We start from the raw sequence: 20,425 nt of genomic DNA on the forward strand, positions 1-20,425 counted from the left end.
GCAACGCGATGTTTAGCCTGTCCCTGCGGGCGCCGAGCTCATCGGTGCACGCGGGGCACTGATACCTGCTTGAAAATTACGACACCACACCAAGATTTTTCCCACGCCTCACACCCACTTCCTTACCTGCACGCCCGCCGCCCGCGTCCCTACCGTGGAGCGCGTGGTGGTGCTGGCACCCTGCTGTCGCCGCGCCCCCCACGCCTCGTACAACAAAAAAGGAATGGGACCGCATGCGTATTTCTCCGGTTTTCGCCGCACTGCTGGGCCTGGGGGCACTGGCCTATGGCCCGACAGCCCTGGCCAAGGGCAACCTGGTGTTCTGCTCCGAGGGCAGCCCGGGCGGCTTCGATATCGCCCAGTACACCACCTCCATCGAAAACGACGCCGCCGAGCCGCTGTACAACGGCCTGGTGGAATTCGAACGCGGCGCCACCCGCGTCATCCCCTCGCTGGCGACCGGCTGGGACGTTTCCGATGACGGCCTGACCTATACCTTCCGCCTGCGCCAGGGCGTGAAGTTCCACGCCAACAAGGACTTCACCCCCACCCGCGACTTCAACGCCGACGACGTGCTGCTCACCTTCCAGCGCATGCTCGACCCGCAGCACCCGTTTCGCGTGGCCTACCCGGCCGAGTTCCCCTACTTCGTCAGCATGGACCTGGACAAGAACATCGCCCGGGTCGAAAAGCGCGACCCCTACACGGTGGTCTTCACCCTCAACAGCGTCGACGCCGCCTTCATCCAGAACCTGGCCATGGGCTTTGCCTCGATCGTCTCGGCCGAATACGCCACCCAGCTGATGGCCAGCGGGCGCCTCAGCGACTTCGACCAGAAGCCGATCGGCACCGGCCCCTTCGTGTTCCAGCGCTACCAGAAGGATGCGCAGATCCGCTACCGGGCCAACCCCGACTACTGGGACCCGCAGCAGGTCAGGCTCGACCAGCTGATCTTCTCGATCAACACCGACGCCTCGGTGCGGGTGCAGAAGCTGCGCAAGGGGGAATGCCAGGTCACCGTCAACCCGCGCCCCGCCGACCTCAAGGCCCTGGCCGCCGACCCGAAGATCAACATGCTCGACCAGCCCGGCTTCAACCTGGGCTACATCGCCTACAACGTGCAGCACCCGCCGTTCGACCAACTGCAGGTGCGCCAGGCCATGGACATGGCGGTGAACAAGGCGGCCATCGTCAAGGCGGTGTACCAGGATGCCGGCCAACTGGCCGTGAACTTCATGCCGCCCACCCAGTGGTCCTACGACCCGAGCATCCGCGATGCCGGCTACGACCCCGACAAGGCCCGCGCCCTGCTGGCGGCCGCCGGGGTCAAGCCCGGCACGCCCATCACCCTGTGGGCCATGCCGGTGCAACGCCCCTACAACCCCAACGCCAAGCTGATGGCCGAGATGCTCCAGGCCGACTGGGGCAAGGTCGGCCTGGACGTGAAGATCGTCAGCTACGAATGGGGCGAGTACATCAAGCGCACCAAGAACGGCGAGCACGACGTGATGCTGCTGGGCTGGACCGGTGACAACGGCGACCCCGACAACTGGATGGGCACCCTCTACAGCTGCGGTGCCATCGGCAGCAACAACGTGTCGATGTGGTGCGACCCCGAATACGACGCCCTGGTGCAGCAGGCCAAGCGCATCACCGACCCCGCCGCGCGCACCGCGCTGTACCAGCAGGCCCAGCAGCGCATGAAGCAGCAGGTGCCGATCACCCCGGTCGCCCACTCCACCGTGCACCAACCGCTGAGCGTCCGGGTACAGGACTTCAAGGTCAGCCCGTTCGGGCGCAACAGTTTTTCGGGCGTCAGCGTCGACTGACCTCTGCCCGCCCCCTCCCAAGGTTCACCGCCGCACCCGCCGGGCTCACGAGGCCCGGCGGCTAATAAAAACATGCAAAGGAGCATCACCTTGAGACCTACCCGACACGCAGCACTTTGCCTGGCCCTTGGCGGCCTGAGCGCGCTGGCCCAGGCCGAGCCCGTCAGCCAGGATTTCGTTGCGCTTACCCTGCGCACCACCTCCGACCAGGCCCAGGCCAGCGGCTTTCTCGACGGCCAGCGCCTGTCCGGCTCGACCCGCAACTGGTACGCCCACGAGCACGCCACCCGCGGGCCACTGTGGTCCTACAGCAAGCGCGACGGCAGCCGCCACCCCACCAGCAGCCGCGACAACTGGGTCCAGGGCACCCTCCTCAACTACACCTCCGGCTTCACCGAGGGCACCGTGGGCCTGAGCACCGAAGTGGCGCTGTACAACGCGGTGGCCCTGCAGCGCGGTCGCGCCAGCGTGGCCGGGCCGAACAACCGCACCCTCACCCACGGCGACGGCGAGATGCTCGACCAGTGGAGCAAGGTCGGCCTGGCCAACCTCAAGGCCCGGGTGTCCAACACCACCCTCACCGCCGGCCGCCAGTCCATCGACACCCCGGTGATCGCCTACATCGGCAACCGCGCACTGCCCTCCAGCTTCCAGGGCGTGAGCCTGCACAGCGCCGAGTTCGACAACCTGAGCTTCGACCTGGGCACCTTCGACCGCGTGTCGATGCGTACCGAGCAGGGCCAGAGCAAGTTTCGCTCCGAGTATGGCGATTCCCGCCAGTTCACCGACCGGGTCAGCATGGCCGGGGTCAACTACCAGCCGCTGCAGAGCCTGAGCACCAGCCTCTACGTGTCCAAGGTCGAGGACCTGTGGAACCAGTACTACTTCGGCGCCAACCACCTGCTGGGCGACAACGCGGTGCTGGGCCTGAACACCGGGCTCAACTACTACAAGACCCGCGACGCCGGCCAGAGCAAGCTGGGCGCCATCGACAACGACACCTTCAGCCTGTCGCTGGCCCTGACCCACCAGGCGCACACCGTGTCGGTCGCCTACCAGCAGGTCAACGGCAACGAGTACTTCGACTACCTGCACGACACCAACGCGATCTTCCTGGCCAACTCGCTGCTGTCGGATTTCAACGGCCCCAACGAGAAATCACTGCAGATCGGCTACGTGCTGAACATGGCCCCCTTCGGCGTACCCGGCCTCAAGTTCAACCTGTACAACGCCCGCGGCTGGGGCATCGACGGCACCCATTACAAGGGCGGTGGCTACGACGTGAAGAACCTCGACGGCGAGCACCACGACGAATGGGGCATCGGCACCAGCTATGCCGTACAAGGCGGCGCGTTCAAGGACACCACCGTGCGTGCCACCTACACCACCCACCGCGCCAGCAAATTGCAGGGTGACGGGAGCCTGAACGAGGTGCGCGTGGTCACAACCATTCCGTTCAACATCCTCTAGGGCGGCAGGTCGCGGCCGATTCGCCGAATCGGCCGCGATGGCTACGCTGGTTTAATCGAATGCAGGGAAGTGTCATGAAACAGTCAACCCTACAGGCTGCCCTTGCAGCCATCCTGTTGAGCGCCGCAGCCCCGCTGATGGCCAAGCCCCTGGTGGTGTGCACCGAGGCCAGCCCCGAGGGCTTCGACATCGTGCAGTACACCACGGCCGTCACCGCCGATGCCGCCGCAGAAACCCTGTTCAACCGCCTGGTGGACTTCAAGCCCGGCACCACCGAGGTGCAGCCGGCCCTGGCCGAACGCTGGGAGGTCAGCCCCGACGGCCTGACCTACACCTTTCACCTGCGCAGCGGGGTCAGGTTCCACACCACCGACTACTTCACCCCCACCCGCGACCTGAACGCCGACGACGTGCTGTGGAGCTTCCAGCGCCAGCTCGACCCCGCCCACCCCTGGCACGACAAGACCAGCATCGGCTTCCCCTATTTCGAGAGCATGGGTTTCCAGCACCTGCTCAAGTCGGTGGAAAAGCTCGACCCGCACACCGTGGCGTTTCACCTGACCCGCCCCGAGGCGCCGTTTCTGCGCGACCTGGCCATGGCCTTCACCTCGATCTATTCCGCCGAATACGCCGACCAGTTGCTCAAGGCCGGCACCACCGCCGAACTCAACAGCAAGCCGGTCGGCACCGGCCCGTTCATCTTCCAGCGCTACAACAAGGACGCGCAGGTGCGCTACAGGCCCAACCCGGACTACTTTCGCGGCAAGCCGCCGAGCGATGCGCTGATCTTCGCCATCACCCCCGACAACAACGTGCGCCTGCAGAAGCTGCGCGCCAACGAATGCCAGGTGGCGCTGTACCCCAAGCCCGACGACATACCCGGCATCAAGGCCGACGCGCGCCTGAAGGTGGCCGAAATGGAGGCCCTGACCACCGGCTACATCTCGCTCAACACCGAGCACAGGTACCTGAGCGACGTGCGCGTACGGCGCGCCATCAACCTGGCCTTCGATCGCGAACACCATGTCGAGCAACTGTTCGGCAAGGGCAACGCCCTGCTGGCGGTGAACCCCTACCCGCCGACCCTGATGGGCTACAACAGCCAGAACCGCAACCCGCCCCGCGACCTGGACCAGGCCCGCGCGCTGCTCAAGGAGGCCGGCGTACCCGAAGGCACCGTGCTCACCCTGTTCACCCGCAACGGCGGCGGGCCCACCAACCCCAACCCGCGCCTGAGCGCCGAGATGCTTCAGGCCGACCTCGCCCAGGTCGGCCTGAAGGTCGACATCCGCGTGATGGAATGGGCCGAGATGCTGCGCCGCGCCAAGGCCGGCGAAGCCGACATGGTGTCGGCCGGCTGGGCGGGCGACAACGGCGACCCGGACAACTTCCTGACCCCGCTGCTCAGCTGCGCCGCAGCGAAGAATGGGGAAAACTACGCACGCTGGTGCAACCCGCGATTCCAGGTGCTGATCGACCACGCCCGCGAAACCGCCGACCCCGATCAACGCGCCGCACTCTATGTCCAGGCACTGGCGGTGTACGATGAGGCCAAACCGTGGATCAACATGGCCCACCCGAAGGTGTTCACCGCCCTGCGCGAGAACGTCGAGGGCTACGTCATCAACCCGATGACCAACAACAACTTCGCCACCACGCGGGTGAAGTAGAACGATAACGCTTGCAGCGCCCGCCCCCGGGCGCTCGCAGGCATGCCTTAGGCTGATGAGGTACACCACACGATGTTTAGTTTTATTGCACGGCGTCTGGGCCTGTTGATCCCGTCGTTCTTCGGCATCACCCTGCTCACGTTCGCGCTCATACGCCTGATCCCCGGTGACCCGGTGGAGGTGATGATGGGCGAACGCAGGGTCGACCCCGAGATGCACGCCCAGGCCATGGAACGGCTCGGCCTGAACAAGCCGCTGGCGCAGCAGTACCTGGACTACGTCGGCAAGCTGGCCCAGGGCGACCTGGGCGAGTCGCTGCGTACCCGCGAAAGCGTGTGGCACGAGTTTCTCGCGCTGTTCCCCGCCACCCTCGAACTGGCCATGGCCGCGCTGCTGTTCGCCGGCATCGTCGGGCTGCTGGCCGGGGTGATCGCCGCGCTCAAGCGCGGCTCGCTGTTCGATCACGGGGTCATGGGCATCTCCCTGGCCGGCTACTCGATGCCGATCTTCTGGTGGGGCCTGATCCTGATCATGTTCTTCTCGGTCGGGTTGGGCTGGACGCCGGTGTCCGGGCGCATCGACCTGCTCTACGACATCGAGCCGACCACCGGCTTCATGCTCATCGACACCCTGCTCAGCGACGAGGAAGGCGCGTTCAAGGACGCGTTGATGCACCTGATCCTGCCGGCCATCGTGCTCGGCACCATCCCGCTGGCGGTGATCGCACGCATGACCCGCTCCTCGATGCTCGAAGTGCTGCGCGAGGACTACATCCGCACCGCACGGGCCAAGGGCCTGTCGCCGGCACGGGTGGTGTTCGTGCACGGCCTGCGCAACGCGCTGATCCCGGTGCTTACGGTGGTCGGCCTGCAGGTCGGCACGTTGCTCGGTGGCGCGGTGCTTACTGAAACCATCTTTTCCTGGCCGGGCATCGGCAAATGGCTGATCGAAGCCATCGGCGCCCGTGACTACCCCGTGGTACAGAACGGCATCCTGTTGATTGCCTGCCTGGTGATCCTGGTCAACTTCGTCGTGGACATCCTCTACGGCCTGGCCAACCCACGCATCCGACATCAGCGCTGAGGCCTTCGCTCATGACCAATCCGCTTGCAAAGACCACTGCCGTCGACGCCGCGCCGCTCGACCAGAGCCTGCTCTACCCCTCCCCCTACAAGGAATTCTGGCACGCCTTCTCGCGCAACAAGGGCGCGGTGGCCGGCCTGCTGTTCATGTGCCTGATCGTGTTCTGCGCGCTGTTCGCCCCGTGGGTGGCGCCGCACAACCCCAGCGAGCAGTACCGCGACTTCCTGCTGACCCCGCCGGTATGGCTCGAAGGCGGCCAGTGGCAGTTTCTGCTGGGTACCGACGAGCTGGGCCGCGACCTGCTCTCGCGGCTGATCCAGGGTTCGCGCCTGTCGCTGCTGATCGGCCTGTCATCGGTAATGATCTCGCTGATCCCGGGCGTGCTGCTGGGCCTGCTGGCCGGTTTTTTCCCACGCCTGCTTGGCCCGTCCATCATGCGCCTGATGGACGTGATGCTGGCGCTGCCCTCGCTGCTGCTGGCGGTGGCCATCGTGGCGATCCTGGGCCCTGGCCTGATCAACACCGTGATCGCCATCGCCATCGTCTCGCTGCCGGCCTACGTGCGTCTGACCCGCGCCGCGGTGATGGGCGAGCTGAACCGCGACTACGTCACCGCCGCACGCCTGGCCGGGGCACGCCTGCCGCGCCTGATGTTCGTCACCGTGCTGCCCAACTGCATGGCGCCGCTGATCGTGCAGGCCACCCTGAGTTTCAGTTCGGCGATTCTCGATGCCGCCGCGCTGGGCTTCCTGGGCCTGGGCGTGCAACCGCCGACCCCGGAGTGGGGCACCATGCTGGCCTCGGCCCGCGACTACATCGAACGCGCCTGGTGGGTGGTCAGCCTGCCGGGCCTGACCATCCTGCTCAGCGTGCTGGCAATCAACCTGATGGGCGACGGGCTGCGCGATGCGCTGGACCCGAAACTCAAGAATGCCGCCTGAGGAGAAGCCCATGTCACTTCTACACATCAAGAACCTGAGCGTGCGCTTCGGCGACGCCTCGGCGGTACCGGTGGTCGACGGCCTCGACCTGAGCGTGGAAAAGGGCGAGGTGCTGGCGATTGTCGGCGAGTCCGGCTCGGGCAAGTCGGTGACCATGATGGCGCTGATGGGCCTGATCGACGCCCCCGGGCGCATCACCGCCGACGCCTTGACCTTCAACGGCAGCGACATGCTCACCCTGAGCGGCCGGCAGCGGCGCAAGGTGGTCGGCAAGGACATGGCGATGGTCTTCCAGGACCCCATGACCGCACTCAACCCCAGCTACACCGTGGGTTTCCAGATCGAGGAGGTGCTGCGCCAGCACCTGGGGCTGCGCGGCAAGGCGGCTCGCCAGCGTGCGCTGGAGCTGCTGAAGAAGGTCGAGATCCCGGCCCCGGAAAGCCGCCTGGATGCCTACCCCCACCAACTCTCCGGCGGCATGAGCCAGCGCGTGGCAATCGCCATGGCGATTGCCGGCGAACCCAAGCTGCTGATCGCCGACGAGCCCACCACGGCCCTGGACGTGACCATTCAGGCGCAGATCATGGAGCTGCTGCTCAACCTGCAGAAAGAGCAGGACATGGCGCTGATCCTGATTACCCACGACCTTGCCGTGGTGGCCGAAACCGCCCGCCGCGTGTGCGTGATGTATGCCGGCCAGGCAGTGGAAGTCGGCCAGGTGCCCGAGCTGTTCGAGGTGCCTGCGCACCCCTACAGCGAAGCCCTGCTGGCAGCGATCCCCGAGCACAGCGAAGGCGCCGAGCGCCTGGCGACCCTGCCCGGCATCGTGCCCGGACGCTACGACCGGCCCCACGGCTGCCTGCTGTCGCCGCGCTGCCCCTACGTGCAGGACCACTGCCGCCAGCAGCGTCCGAGCCTGGACCCCAAGGCCCACAGCCTGGCCCGCTGCTTCTACCCGCTCAACCAGGAGGTGGCGTGATGAGCGTCGTACTGACCGCCCGTGACCTCACCCGTCATTACGAAGTGTCCCTGGGCCTGTTCAAGGGCCATGCCCTGGTACGCGCCCTCAATGGGGTGTCGTTCGAACTGGAGGCCGGCAAGACCCTGGCCGTGGTCGGCGAATCCGGCTGCGGCAAGTCGACCCTGGCCCGCGCCCTGACCCTGATCGAGGAACCGTCGTCGGGCTCGTTGCAGATCGCCGGGCAGGAGGTGGCCGGTGCCAGCAAGCAGCAGCGCCGGCAACTGCGCCGCGATGTGCAGATGGTGTTCCAGAGCCCCTATGCCTCGCTCAACCCGCGCCAGAAGGTCGGTGACCAACTGGCCGAGCCGCTGCTGATCAACACCCGGCTGTCCAGGGCCGAACGCCGCGAGAAGGTGCAGGCGATGATGCAGCAGGTGGGCCTGCGGCCCGAGCACTACCAGCGCTACCCGCACATGTTCTCCGGTGGCCAGCGCCAGCGCATCGCCCTGGCGCGGGCCATGATGCTGCAACCCAAGGTGCTGGTGGCGGACGAGCCGACCTCGGCGCTGGACGTGTCGATCCAGGCGCAGGTGCTGAACCTGTTCATGGACCTGCAGAAGGAGTTCAACACCGCCTACGTGTTCATCTCGCACAACCTGGCGGTGGTGCGGCATGTGGCCGACCAGGTACTGGTGATGTACCTGGGGCGCCCGGCGGAAATGGGGCCCAAGGAGGATATCTATGCCAGGCCTTTGCACCCTTACACCCAGGCCCTGCTGTCGGCGACCCCGACCATTCACCCCGACCCGCTCAAGCCAAAGATCAGGATCGTGGGCGAGCTGCCCAACCCGCTGAACCCACCGCCGGGGTGCGCGTTCCACAAGCGTTGCCCGTATGCCACCGAGCGCTGTGCCAGTGAAGAGCCGGCGTTCCGGCCAGTGGGTACACGGCAGGTGGCGTGCCACTATGCGGAGCAGTTTCTCTAGAACCGCTGCGCCAGCAATCGCGGGTCAAGCCCGCTCCCACACGGATCACTGCTGTCCTTGTGGGAGCGGGCTTGACCCGCGATAGGGCCCTGCAGGTATTCTGCTTTCCTACCTCCAATGAGCCAGCCCCATGGCCGCACACCCGATCCCCGACGGCCCCGAACACACCGCCGAAACCGCCGCCACCGTGCTGCGCTACCACCTGTGCTGGAAACACCGCGACCTCGACGGCGTGATGGCGCTCTATCACCCCGACATCCAGTACAACGACTTCTTCCAGAACCGCGTACTGCACCTGGCCGAGCTGCGCGAATACGTGGCCGCCAGCATGCCGCGCCAGGATGGCGAGGACATCGTGCACAGCGACCGCATCCGCACCGACGGCTGCACCGCCTTCATCCAGTACCAGGTAACGCTGCGCGGCGGCGACGGCATCACCGCGTTTCGTGCCAGCGAGGCCATCACCGTGCGCGACGGCCTGATCTGGCAGGTCAACGAATACGCCTCGCTGGTGCGCGAGCCTTCACGCCACACCGGCCACCCCAGCCTGCGCCCGGCCGCCAGCCGCCTGGGCCTGTCACCGCGCCAGCTGAGCTTCATGGCCCAGGACCTGCAGCACTACTTCACCCGTCGCCAACCCTATCTGGACCCGCAACTGGACCTGCAACAGGTCGCCCGCGAGTGCGGCTACAGCCGCAACCAGATCTCCTACCTGCTCAACCAGGTGCTGGGCCAGAGCTTCTACCGCTACGTCAACCAGGCCCGCCTGCAGCATCTGCTGGCTGAACTGGAGCGCGCAGGGCCGGCGCCCAAGGTCGATGACCTGGCCTTCGCCGCCGGCTTCAATTCACTGTCGGCGTTCTACAAGTGCTTTCGCCAGCACACCGGCCTGTCGCCCAAGGCCTACGTGCAACAGATTTCTCTGCGGACACGCACGCAAGACAATCCGCCCGCCCAGCCCTAGCATCGGCCCACACCGTTACGGATGTGGAGCCGAACACAATGCAGGCATGGCGCAGTATCAGCCTTTGGATGGACCAGCTTGACGAGCCGCTGATCGCGCGCCCGGCGTTGCGCCAGGACCTGGACGTGGATGTATGCATCATCGGCGCCGGCTACACGGGCCTGTGGAGCGCCTACTACCTCAAGCGCCAGGCACCGCACCTGAACATCGCCATCGTCGAGGCCAACATCGCAGGCTTCGGCGCCTCGGGGCGTAACGGCGGCTGGCTGATGGGCAACCTGCTGGGCGAAGACCGCCTGCTGGCCGACTGCTCCCCCGAACAGCGCCGCGACGCCTATGACCTGCTGCACGGCATCCCCGACGAAGTGGAAACGGTACTCGAGCGCGAAGGCATCCACTGCGACTACCGCAAGGGCGGCGCCCTTTATTGCGCGGCGCGCTACCCCGAGCAGGAAGCGAGCCTGCGCAGTTACCTGCAAAAGCTCTACCGGCAGGGCCTGAACGAGGCCGAGTATCGCTGGCTGAGCCCGGTCGAACTGGCCGCGCAGCTGCGCATCGCCAAGCCCTATGGGGCGATCTACACGCCGAACGTGGCCACCGTGCACCCGGCCAAACTGGTGCGCGGCCTGGCCCGGGCCGTCGAGCGTCTGGGGGTGAAGCTCTACGAGAACAGCCCGGTCATCGACTGGCACAAGGGGCAGGTACGCACCGCCCAGGCACAGGTGCGCTGCCAGTGGGTGGTGCCGGCGGTGGAAGGCTATGCCGTCGGGCTGCCGCCGCTGGGTCGCTATCAGTTGCCGGTACAGAGCCTGCTGGTGGCCACCGAGCCGCTGCCTGAGCAGGTGTGGGAGCAGATCGGCCTGAACGCCGGTCAGGCCTTCAGCGAAAACAGCCGCCAGGTCACCTACGGCCAGCGCAGTGCCGACAACCGCCTGGTGTTCGGCGCCCGCGGCGGCTATCGCTTCGCCGGGCGCCTGCGCGAAGACTTCACCCTCAGCGACAGCGAAATCGGCCTGCGCCGCTACCTGTTCGGCGAGCTGTTTCCGCAGCTCAAGAACGTCGACATCACCCACGCATGGGGCGGCAACCTGGGCATGGCGCGGCGCTTTCGCCCGCACATGCTGTGCGATGCCGAGCAGGGAATCGCCCTGGCCGGCGGCTATGGCGGCGAAGGCGTGGGCGCCAGCAACCTGGGCGGGCGCACCGTGGCGGCGCTGATCCTGGGCCAACGCAACGCACTCACCGCCCAGCCCTGGGTACACCCCGCGGCGCGCCTGACCAGCCTGGCGCGCTGGGAGCCCGAGCCATGCCGCTGGCTCGGCTACAACGCGATCATCAAGAGCTTCGTCCACGAAGACCAGACCCTTGCCAACCCGGCCAGCGCCCCCTGGCGCCGGCGCCTGGCCAGCGGTGTGGCGGACTTCATGGAAAGCCTGATGCACTGACTTCCCCCTGCACAGGACCACCGGCATGCGCATTACCCAGTTCAAGCACACCCATAGCGTCGCTCTCGAACAGTCAAACCCGGTGGCCGTGCCCCTGGGCGAGCCGGTGGCGGTCACCTCGGTGACCTGCGTGGAGCGCAACGACGGCGTCGAAACCGGCATCTGGGAATGTACCCCGGGCCGCTGGCGGCGCCAGATCGAGCAGCAGGAGTTCTGCCACTTCATCAAGGGCCGCTGCACCTTCACCCCCGATGGCGGCGAGCCGCTGACCATAGAAGCCGGCGACGCACTGATGTTGCCGGCCAACAGCACCGGTATCTGGGATATCCACGAGACCGTGCGCAAGACCTACGTATTGATTTTCTGATCCTTTGATCGCCTGCCTCCTTCGACAAAAACAGACCAAGCAAGGAATCCGGACATGCGCCCATTGCTCTTCGCCCCGCTGTTGCTGGCCGCCTCCATCGCCCAGGCGGCCGACTCGGTAAAAATCTACAACTGGTCCAGCTACATCGCCCCCGACACCCTGAAGAACTTCCAGGCCGCCAGCGGCATCGTGCCCACCTATGACGTGTTCGACAGCAACGAGACCCTCGACGGCAAGCTGATGACCGGCAATTCGGGCTACGACGTGGTGTTCCCCTCCAACCACTTCATGGCCCGGCAGATCCAGGGCAAGGCGCTCAAGGCGCTGGACAAGCGCCAGTTGCCCAACTGGAAGAACCTCAACCCGGTGCTGCTCAAGGCGCTGGAAGTCAACGACCCGGGCAACCGCTACGGCTTCCCCTACCTGTGGGGCAGCACCGGCATCGGCTACAACATCGACAAGGTCAAGGCGGCGCTGGGCGAGAATGCCCCGGTGGACTCCTGGGACCTGATCTTCAAGCCAGAGAACATCAGCAAGCTCAAGAGCTGCGGCGTGGCGATCCTCGACAACGGCCCCGAACTGCTGCCGATCGCGCTCAACTACCTGGGCCTGCCGCACCACAGCCAGGACCCGGCCGACTACGAGAAGGCCAAGGCCCTGCTGATGAAGGTGCGCCCGTACATCAGCTACTTCCACTCCTCCAAATACACCGGCGACCTGGCCAACGGCGATATCTGCGTGGTGGTGGGCTTCTCCGGCGACGTGCTGCAGGCCAGAAACCGTGCAGAAGAGGCCAGAAACGGGGTGAAGGTGGGCTATGAGATTCCCAGGGAAGGCGCGCCGATGTGGTTCGACATGGTCGCCATGCCCGCCGATGCCCCGGACGAAAAGGCCGGCTATGCCTACATGAACTACCTGTTGCAACCCGAGGTGATGGCCGACATCAGCAACCATGTGCAGTACGCCAACGGCAACCAGGCAGCCGACCGCCTGGTGGACCCGGCACTCAAGGCCAACAGCATGATCTACCCGACCGATGCCATGCTCGGCAAGCTGTTCGCCCTGCAGGCCATGCCGGCCAAGATCGACCGCCTGCGCACCCGTATCTGGACCAGCATCAAGGCCGGCAACTGAGCCACCCTGCAATAGATACCACCCTCGGCCTGTGTGCCCCGGCAGCCTGAAGCCCTTGCCGGGGCAACAGCGCAGCCCGCCCGTTGCCCGGCGCCCACCCACTGCCGAGCACACACCATGCCCTTGAAGACCCTGCCGTACTTTCACCGCGTTGCGCTGCGCCAGCGCTTTGCCGATCACCTGGCACAGGCCCGAGACAGCCTCGATGAAGAGGAGCATCGCTGGCTGCAAGGCTGGCTGCAGGCGCCAGGGCCCGACGCGCCGCGAATCGACCGCCTGAGCGCGATCACCGCCAGCGCCCACGCCAGCGAACTGACCGCCAGCCTGCTGCTGAGCCGCAGCACGCACCCCCGTGTTTTTTTCTACCACCCGTTGCTGGGGCTGCTGCGCTTCGAAGACCGTACCCAGCTCAAGCACCACCTCGTTGAACTGCTGAACAGCGGCCACCCGCACGTACTGCTGCACTACATCGCCCCCAGGGATCGCCTGCTGGCAGGCCAGGGCGGCATCGTGGATGTTCAGGTCGAACGGCTGGAGGACGAGGTGTTCGAGTACCTGATGCTGGTCATCGCCGCTCGCCAGGGCCAGGCGCTGAGCGAGCTGCAGCAGCAGGTACTGGGCCAGCCGCCAGCCGACTCGTTGTGGGAGCAGGCGCTGGCCACCACCACCGCTACCGCTGCAGCGGCGCCGCAGCGCCTGGCGGCGGCACGCGACTGCCAACGGCAACTGCACCGGTACTGGCATACCGCCAAGGCCGGCAGCGAAACCCCGGCCCGGCAACTGGCCCGCCTGATGGGCGCGCGCGTGCGCGAGGCGATCACGCGCCAGGCCTGGGCCGGCGCCCTTGCCGAAACCGACCATGCAGCGCTGCTGCAATGGCTGGACACCGAGGCCCTCTCGCCCCTGCAGGCGTTCAGCCTCAACGTCACCACCGCGCAAGGCCACAGCCAACTGCTGGAGGGCGTGCTCGCGCTCGACACCCGTGCCGGCCCGGTGTTCACCTGGTGTGCTGCACGCGGGCTGGAGCGCCATGCCAGCAAGCGGGCGTTGTTATCGTCGCTGACCGACCCCCGGTTGCGCGACAGCTGGCGCCCGGTGGTCAGCCCATCGCGGCAGAGCCAGCTGGGCGCCTGGCGCATCAGCGCCCTGCACCTGCAACCGCTGGCCGCCCCTGCACTGGACAACTGGGTTGGCCAGGTGCTGAGCGCCCAGCAACAGGACATCGAAACACAACTGCGCCATGACAGCGGCCAGGACGGTTATCAGGCATGCCGCCAGGCGCTGGACCTCGACAGTCGACTGGCCGGCGAACTCGCGCGTCTGGGCACCTCGCCCCACGCCCACGACAGCCCGGCCACCCTGGCCCGGCTGCAAGCGTCGGCACAGGCAGCCGGCGCTGACCTGGAGGAACTGAACCGGCTGGTGAGCGCACTGACCGGCCACGCGCAGGCACTGTTCGAAGAGGTACCAGGCCTGGAGACGGTGACTGCGGCAGGGCTCGACCAGGCCCTTGCCGCAGTGCTGGACAAGGGCCCGCCAGTCCCCCAGGTACGCCTGGGCCAGCCCGGCGCCGGGCGCACCTGGCTGAGCCTGGCCGAACTGGTGTGGCAGCGGCTCGGCGGTATCGGTACCTCGCTGGATGAACGCTGGCTGGTCAGCGGCCCGGTGGTGGCCGAACAGCCTGTGGCCTTGCCTGCGCTCGACCTGGCGCTGGCCCGACAGGCTGTCGCACAGGTCGCCGATGCCACCGGCAGCCAACTGGCGAGCGCCCTGACGCAGTATCAAGCGCAGCGACGCACGTACCTCAAGCACCTGTGGCAACTGGCCCTGACCCTCGAATACCGCCTGCTCGACCACGACAGCCTGCTGCCAGCCCCGGCACGCGCGCTGATTCACGCCGCCCTGTTTCCGGCGCCCTCGCCGGCAGCGCCGGCCTGGGCCTGGCAACTGGCCCTGGACCAGGCGCCCAGCAGCGAGGCCCTGCTGCTGACCCGCCAGCCGCTCGAGGCACAGCCCGATCTGTGGCTGCTGTGGACCCTCGACCAGGGCTTTGCCGCATTCACCTCGCGCCTTGCGCTGGAGCAGGCCGTCGCAGCGCGCTACCCCGCCGCGCAACGCTTTCAATGGCTGGCGCTGGCAGGCGCGCCTGCGCACCACCTGCAGAGCTGGCAGGCCGAACACGACGTGGCCGCAACGCGGCGCGCCTTCGACCGGCTCACCCGGCGCGGCGTGCCTGCCGCACACCTGCCCGACCTGCTGCGCAGCACGCTCGACACGCCTGGCACGCTGCGCTACCTGCAGCGTCTGCAGCGCCTGGCCAGTGCCCGGCGCCTGCGTGGCCATCTGCCTGACTGGCTGGCGCAGGCCGCCCCCAGCGAACAGTACGGCTACCTGCAGGTTCTGGGGCGCAACCTGCTGCAAAGCCCGTCACCACAGGACTACCTGTTCGACATCCCGGCGGTGACCGACTATGCCCGCCAACGGGTTCAGGCCCGCCTGGACCAGGACTTCGCGGCCGGCCGCTACCCTGCCGACCAGCTGTTGATCACCACCACGCGCTGGGTCACCGCGTTGCCGCCCACCGGTGAGGTCCCCACAGGCGAAGCGGCCGCCAGCATCCAGCATCGCCAGACGCTGGTCGACTACGCGCTCAACCATTACCGCGACTGGGACCACGCCATCACCGCAATCACGCTCGAGGGCGACATGACCGTGCCTGCGCGCATCGATGCCGCCTACCTGCGGGCGCTGGTGCGCGAACTGGACCTGGGTCAAGGCTATCGCCAGCTGCTGGCCGAGCAACTGGACCGCGACCATGCGAGCTACCCCAGGCGCCTGCGGCTGTTCTGCCGGCAATTGCCGGGGCAACTGCTGGAAGCGGCGTGGCGCGCCCGGCTCCAGGGGCAACTGGGCGCAGCCGACGTCGAGTGCATCCGCGCCGTCGTCGAGCAGCCCGACGCCACCGCCCGTGACCAGCTGCCAGCCCCCGCCGCACAACTGGTGCCCCTGGAACTGATCGCCGACAGCGGCCTGCCCCCCGATACCGTGCCCGGGGTGTACCTGTTCATGTACGCCAGCCCCGCGCCCGGCCCCGTGGTGATGTACACGCCGTACCAGGCCGGCGGTCTGTTCCAGGCCTTCAGCAGTTCGGCCGACCTGCTGCAGCAGCTTCGCAGCGTGCCGGCCCTGCAGGCCCGGATACTGGCCTGCATGCCCGACACGATGCGCCCGCGCTACGACCACGGTGGGTTCACCGAGGCCCACCTGCCCTACAGCGCCGAATTCGATTTCGAGCTGCCCCTGTATGCCCAGCAGCCGGTGACCCTGGCCTGGCGCCCGGTGCATGGCAACGCCCTGCAGTACCTGTTCGAGACCAATGCAGCGTTGCTGCAGGGCATGGCCCATACGCAACTGGTGAGTACCGCCGAAGCCCGCTGGGCCACCCTGAAAGAGGTACTCGGGCTGCTCTGGAGCCAACTGACCCTGTTCATCCCCGGCCGCATCGGCCTGCTGCTGGCCGCGTGGCAGGGCGAACTGTCGCTGCTGCAATTGGCCGAGCGCCCCTCGGGAGACTGGGCGCAGGCCTTGTCGGAACTGACCTGCACCCTGGTGCAGGGCCTGCTGGCCGGGCATGGCGTGCGCGAACAGGGCCCTGGCGCACTGCCGGCCGACGAAGGCGAATTCTGGCGGCGCCTGGGGCAGGCGTCGCACCAGCGGCTGTCCGCCTACGAAGTGCCGCAGCAGTCCCTCGATGGCCTGGCCAGCCGCGAGCAGATCTATACCGACGTCGATGGCCAGACGCAGTTCGCCTGCCTGGAGGGCAAGGTGTACGGCGTTCGCCAGCTGGACCAGCGCTGGCACCTGAGTGCGCCGGACATCGACGAACCAGGGCCACGCCTGCGCAGCGAAGGCAACGGCCGCTGGCAGATCGACCCGCAGCAGGCCATACCCGTGCTAAGTGGTGGCATCATCGGCAGGCTGGGCGGGTGGGCCTCGCGTCAGGTGATGGCCGGCAACGATATCGTCATCCGGGCCGTGGGCATGCGCCAGATCCAGCGACTCATGCCGGCCCGCGCGCGCATGCTGCGCCAGGCTCACCGCACGGCGCTCGACTACCTGGGCATCTGCCTGGACAACCTGCAGCAGGCCAGCCCGGTGCAACGCATGCCGGCACAGACCCGCACGATCCTCAGCGATTTCTTCGGCGTCGAACCCGACGAAGCCCTGCTGCAGCGCGTACGCGAACCGGTGGAAAAACTCTTCGAACTGATGACCTCGCAGGACTATTCGGTCGCCACGTCCAGGCGCTACATCCTGGCCAGCAATATCGGCAACTACACCGGCATCGCCTTCACCTCGCCCCATGACCCGCTCCGGCAACTGTTTCTGCTGGACGCCTATTTCGACGTCAGCTACCTGGGCAGGCTCCAGCTCAGGCCCGAGCTGTCCTGGCAGGAAGCCGATGCCATTGCGCGTGCCAACTGCCTGCTGCACGAGTTCTCGCATATCGCCTATGACACACGCGACATGCGCTACCTGGATGCCTCGCTGGCATTTGCCGACCTGCTCATGCCCGGCGAGCAGCAGGATTGGCTCAGGCGCCAGCACGACGAGGCGTTCTCTCACCGTTCACCGGCCCGGCGCCTGTTCGTGGTGCGCTCACGCGACGGTACCCGACGCGACATCACCCGTGACGACAACAAGGGCCTGAGCCTGATCCTCAAGATCGCCGACACCCGTGACCTGGCGGTCGCGCGCCAGCGCTTTCTGGACGATGCGGTGGTGCGCTCGCGAATCATGCTCAAGAACGCCGACTCGCTGACCCTGCTGGTCTACCGCCTGGGCCAGGCAAGCCATCGCCCACCGGCGGCGGGGGGCTGAAACGAAAACGCCCGCGCAGCCAGGGGGCTGCGCGGGCGTGGGGTGTGCGAAAACTCAGTGGTGTTCGCGGGTGGCGCGGAATTTCACGTCCGGCCAGCGTTCTTCCATCAGCGCCAGGTTGACCCGGGTCGGCGCCAGGTAGGTCAGGTGACCGCCACCGTCGATGGCCAGGTTTTCCACGGCCTTGTTGCTGAATTCCTCGAGTTTCTTCTTGTCGTCGCAGCTGATCCAGCGCGCCGACCACACGGTGATCGGCTCATAGCCGCACTCGACCTTGTACTCTTCCTTCAGGCGGCTGGCGACCACGTCGAACTGCAGCACACCCACGGCGCCGAGGATGATGTCGTTGCTGCGCTCGGGGAAGAACACCTGGGTGGCGCCCTCTTCGGCCAGTTGCTGCAGGCCCTGGCGCAGCTGCTTGGACTTGAGCGGGTCCTTCAGGCGCACGCGGCGGAACAGCTCAGGGGCGAAGTGCGGGATACCGGTGAAGCCCAGGCTCTCGCCCTCGGTGAAGGTGTCGCCGATCTGGATGGTGCCGTGGTTGTGCAGGCCGATGATGTCGCCGGCGAACGCCTCTTCGAGCTGCTCGCGCTCGGACGAGAAGAACGTCAGGGCGTCGCCGATGCGCAGGTCCTTGCCGGTGCGCACGTGGCGCATCTTCATGCCCTTCTCGTACTTGCCCGAGCAGATGCGCATGAACGCGATGCGGTCGCGGTGCTTGGGGTCCATGTTCGCCTGGATCTTGAACACGAAGCCGCTGAACTTCTCTTCGGTCGGCTCCACGGTGCGCTCATGGGCCACACGTGGCAGCGGACGTGGCGCCCAGTCGACCACCGCGTCGAGCACATGGTCGACACCGAAGTTGCCCAGCGCGGTACCGAAGAACACCGGGGTCAGCTGGCCGTTGATGAACTCGTCCTGGTCGAACTCATGGCAGGCGCCCTGCACCAGTTCCAGTTGCTCGATGAAGCGCTCGTACTCGTCACCCAGGTGGGCGCGGGCTTCATCCGAGTCGAGCTTCTCGATGATCTTCACCTCGGTACGCTCGTGGCCGTGGCCCGGGGTGTACACGATGATGTAGTCACCGGCCAGGTGGTACACGCCCTTGAAGTCGCGGTAGCAGCCGATCGGCCAGGTGATCGGCGCGGCCTTGATCTTGAGAACCGCCTCGATCTCGTCGAGCAGCTCGATCGGGTCGCGGATATCGCGGTCGAGTTTGTTGATGAAGCTGACGATGGGCGTGTCACGCAGACGGCACACGTCCATCAGGGCGATGGTACGTGGCTCTACGCCCTTGCCGCCGTCGAGCACCATCAGCGCCGAGTCCACTGCGGTCAGGGTGCGGTAGGTGTCTTCGGAGAAGTCTTCGTGGCCGGGGGTATCGAGCAGGTTGACCATATGGTCGCGATACGGGAACTGCATCACCGAGGTGGTGATGGAGATGCCGCGCTGCTTTTCCATTTCCATCCAGTCGGAGGTGGCATGGCGGTCGGACTTTCGCGATTTCACCGTACCGGCGACGGCAATCGCCTTGCCCATCAGCAGCAGCTTCTCGGTGATGGTGGTCTTACCCGCATCGGGGTGGGAAATGATGGCGAAGGTGCGGCGTTTCGCGACTTCGGCGGCCTGGTTGGTCATGGGAAATCGCCTGACTGGAGATTCAAAAAAGGGCGGCGATTATAGCCCAAACTCACCCCCTAACTGAACCACTGGGTCGATCTGCGCTGGCCAAATGCCGCTTCGGATGGGAACCTTTGCAACTGCGGAGACGTCCACTGCCCTGTTACGAGATGTTACGTATACGGTTTTCAACCGTTCGTCAGGGTGGGTTTCATCGGCAACATGCGCCTGACGAGGCTGCGCTCATGGCGTGTTCCGCTCTACCGGAGCGACCCGCTGCTTATCGCGATCACACTGCCTGCTGCCTGGACCGGCAGCCGCCACGGGAGTGTGCCCGCCGACAAAAAAAGGAGTCCGCCTGTGGCTAAACGCTATGGCAAGGGGCTGATGGGATGGGCCGCCGCGCTCGTCATCCTGGCCCTGCTGATCCACTGGATCGGCATCGATACGATCGCGCACTACCGCGCCGATCTGTGGTTCTACCTGCAAGCGCACCTGATGCTGGTGGCGTGCTCGATGGTGGCGGCGCTGGCCGTGGGTATCCCCGCCGGCATTGCCTTGAGTCGACCGCACCGGGTCGACCGCGCCGAACGCTTCATGCAGATCTTCAACATTGGCAACACCGTTCCCCCCCTGGCCGTTCTGGCCATCGCCCTGAGCTTTCTGGGCATCGGCGCAGGCCCGGCAATCTTCGCGCTGTTCCTCGCCTCCCTGCTGCCCATCGTGCGCAACACCTACGAAGGCCTGAAAAACGTCCCCGCCTCGCTCAAGGAAGCCGCCACCGGCATCGGCATGACCCCGCGCCAGACGCTGTGGCGGGTCGAGCTGCCCAACGCGGTACCGATCATCGTCGGCGGCGTTCGAGTGGCACTGGCAATCAACGTGGGTACCGCGCCGCTGTCGTTCCTGATCGGCGCCAACAGCCTGGGCAGCCTGATCTTCCCCGGCATCGCCCTTAACAACCAGCCGCAACTGTTGCTAGGCGCCGCCACCACGGCCTTGCTCGCCCTGCTGCTCGATGCGCTGGTCAGCCAATGCAGTCGCCGCTGGCTCGAACGCGGCCTGGCCAACTAA

At 66.5% G+C, this 20,425-nt stretch carries 14 protein-coding genes; 13 read left to right on the forward strand and 1 reads right to left on the reverse strand.

Annotated features, from left to right (window positions below; translation table 11 throughout):
- Positions 1-233: 233 nt before the first annotated feature.
- The 12 genes from ACPRTJ_RS05240 to ACPRTJ_RS05295 all read left to right on the forward strand — a co-directional run bounded on the left by ACPRTJ_RS05240 (position 234) and on the right by ACPRTJ_RS05295 (position 17,731).
- The gene (locus tag ACPRTJ_RS05240; protein WP_043862489.1) at positions 234-1,829 is read left to right on the forward strand and encodes an ABC transporter substrate-binding protein; all 1,596 of its coding nucleotides are present in this window, start codon (positions 234-236) and stop codon (positions 1,827-1,829) included.
- Between the two features lie 72 nt (positions 1,830-1,901).
- Positions 1,902-3,299 carry an OprD family porin gene (locus ACPRTJ_RS05245; protein ID WP_426428289.1) on the forward strand — a complete coding sequence of 466 codons (1,398 nt, stop codon included), beginning with the start codon at positions 1,902-1,904 and terminating at the stop codon, positions 3,297-3,299.
- 74 nt (positions 3,300-3,373) lie between these two features.
- A complete protein-coding gene (locus ACPRTJ_RS05250; RefSeq protein WP_054916391.1) occupies positions 3,374-4,969 on the forward strand; it encodes an ABC transporter substrate-binding protein in 1,596 nt (531 codons plus the stop codon).
- A gap of 72 nt (positions 4,970-5,041) precedes the next feature.
- Positions 5,042-6,052 carry an ABC transporter permease subunit gene (locus ACPRTJ_RS05255; protein WP_043862492.1) on the forward strand — a complete coding sequence of 337 codons (1,011 nt, stop codon included), beginning with the start codon at positions 5,042-5,044 and terminating at the stop codon, positions 6,050-6,052.
- 11 nt (positions 6,053-6,063) lie between these two features.
- Entirely contained in the window at positions 6,064-6,993 is a 930-nt protein-coding gene (locus ACPRTJ_RS05260; RefSeq protein WP_426428292.1) for an ABC transporter permease subunit, read from the forward strand.
- A 10-nt stretch (positions 6,994-7,003) separates the two neighbouring features.
- Positions 7,004-7,972 (forward strand): ABC transporter ATP-binding protein, encoded by a 969-nt coding sequence (locus ACPRTJ_RS05265; protein ID WP_043862494.1) that lies wholly within the window; start codon positions 7,004-7,006, stop codon positions 7,970-7,972.
- Complete coding sequence (locus tag ACPRTJ_RS05270) at positions 7,972-8,940, forward strand: peptide ABC transporter ATP-binding protein (RefSeq protein WP_043862495.1); 969 nt, start codon at positions 7,972-7,974, stop codon at positions 8,938-8,940. Before ACPRTJ_RS05265 ends, ACPRTJ_RS05270 begins: the two co-directional genes overlap by 1 nt.
- Positions 8,941-9,070: 130 nt before the next feature.
- Positions 9,071-9,904, forward strand: a complete 834-nt coding sequence (locus ACPRTJ_RS05275; RefSeq protein WP_078479963.1) for an AraC family transcriptional regulator — start codon at positions 9,071-9,073, stop codon at positions 9,902-9,904.
- A 38-nt stretch (positions 9,905-9,942) separates the two neighbouring features.
- On the forward strand, positions 9,943-11,349 hold the full coding sequence (locus tag ACPRTJ_RS05280; RefSeq protein WP_253087173.1) for an NAD(P)/FAD-dependent oxidoreductase: 1,407 nt from the start codon (positions 9,943-9,945) through the stop codon (positions 11,347-11,349).
- A gap of 25 nt (positions 11,350-11,374) precedes the next feature.
- Positions 11,375-11,716 (forward strand): cupin domain-containing protein, encoded by a 342-nt coding sequence (locus tag ACPRTJ_RS05285; protein WP_043862498.1) that lies wholly within the window; start codon positions 11,375-11,377, stop codon positions 11,714-11,716.
- Between the two features lie 54 nt (positions 11,717-11,770).
- Positions 11,771-12,850: a polyamine ABC transporter substrate-binding protein gene (locus ACPRTJ_RS05290; RefSeq protein WP_054916396.1), complete on the forward strand. Its 1,080-nt coding sequence runs from the start codon at positions 11,771-11,773 to the stop codon at positions 12,848-12,850.
- Between the two features lie 117 nt (positions 12,851-12,967).
- On the forward strand, positions 12,968-17,731 hold the full coding sequence (locus ACPRTJ_RS05295) for a dermonecrotic toxin domain-containing protein (RefSeq protein ID WP_426428294.1): 4,764 nt from the start codon (positions 12,968-12,970) through the stop codon (positions 17,729-17,731).
- Between the two features lie 54 nt (positions 17,732-17,785).
- Here the strand turns inward: ACPRTJ_RS05295 and ACPRTJ_RS05300 are convergent, their stop codons facing one another.
- Positions 17,786-19,369, reverse strand: coding sequence for a peptide chain release factor 3 (locus ACPRTJ_RS05300; RefSeq protein ID WP_043862501.1), 1,584 nt, complete (start codon positions 19,367-19,369; stop codon positions 17,786-17,788).
- Between the two features lie 342 nt (positions 19,370-19,711).
- On the opposite strand from ACPRTJ_RS05300, the gene ACPRTJ_RS05305 reads away from it, so the two are divergent.
- A complete protein-coding gene (locus ACPRTJ_RS05305) occupies positions 19,712-20,425 on the forward strand; it encodes an ABC transporter permease (protein WP_054916398.1) in 714 nt (237 codons plus the stop codon).

The sequence above is a fragment of the Pseudomonas palmensis genome (assembly GCF_049942755.1).
Lineage (GTDB): Bacteria > Pseudomonadota > Gammaproteobacteria > Pseudomonadales > Pseudomonadaceae > Aquipseudomonas > Aquipseudomonas palmensis.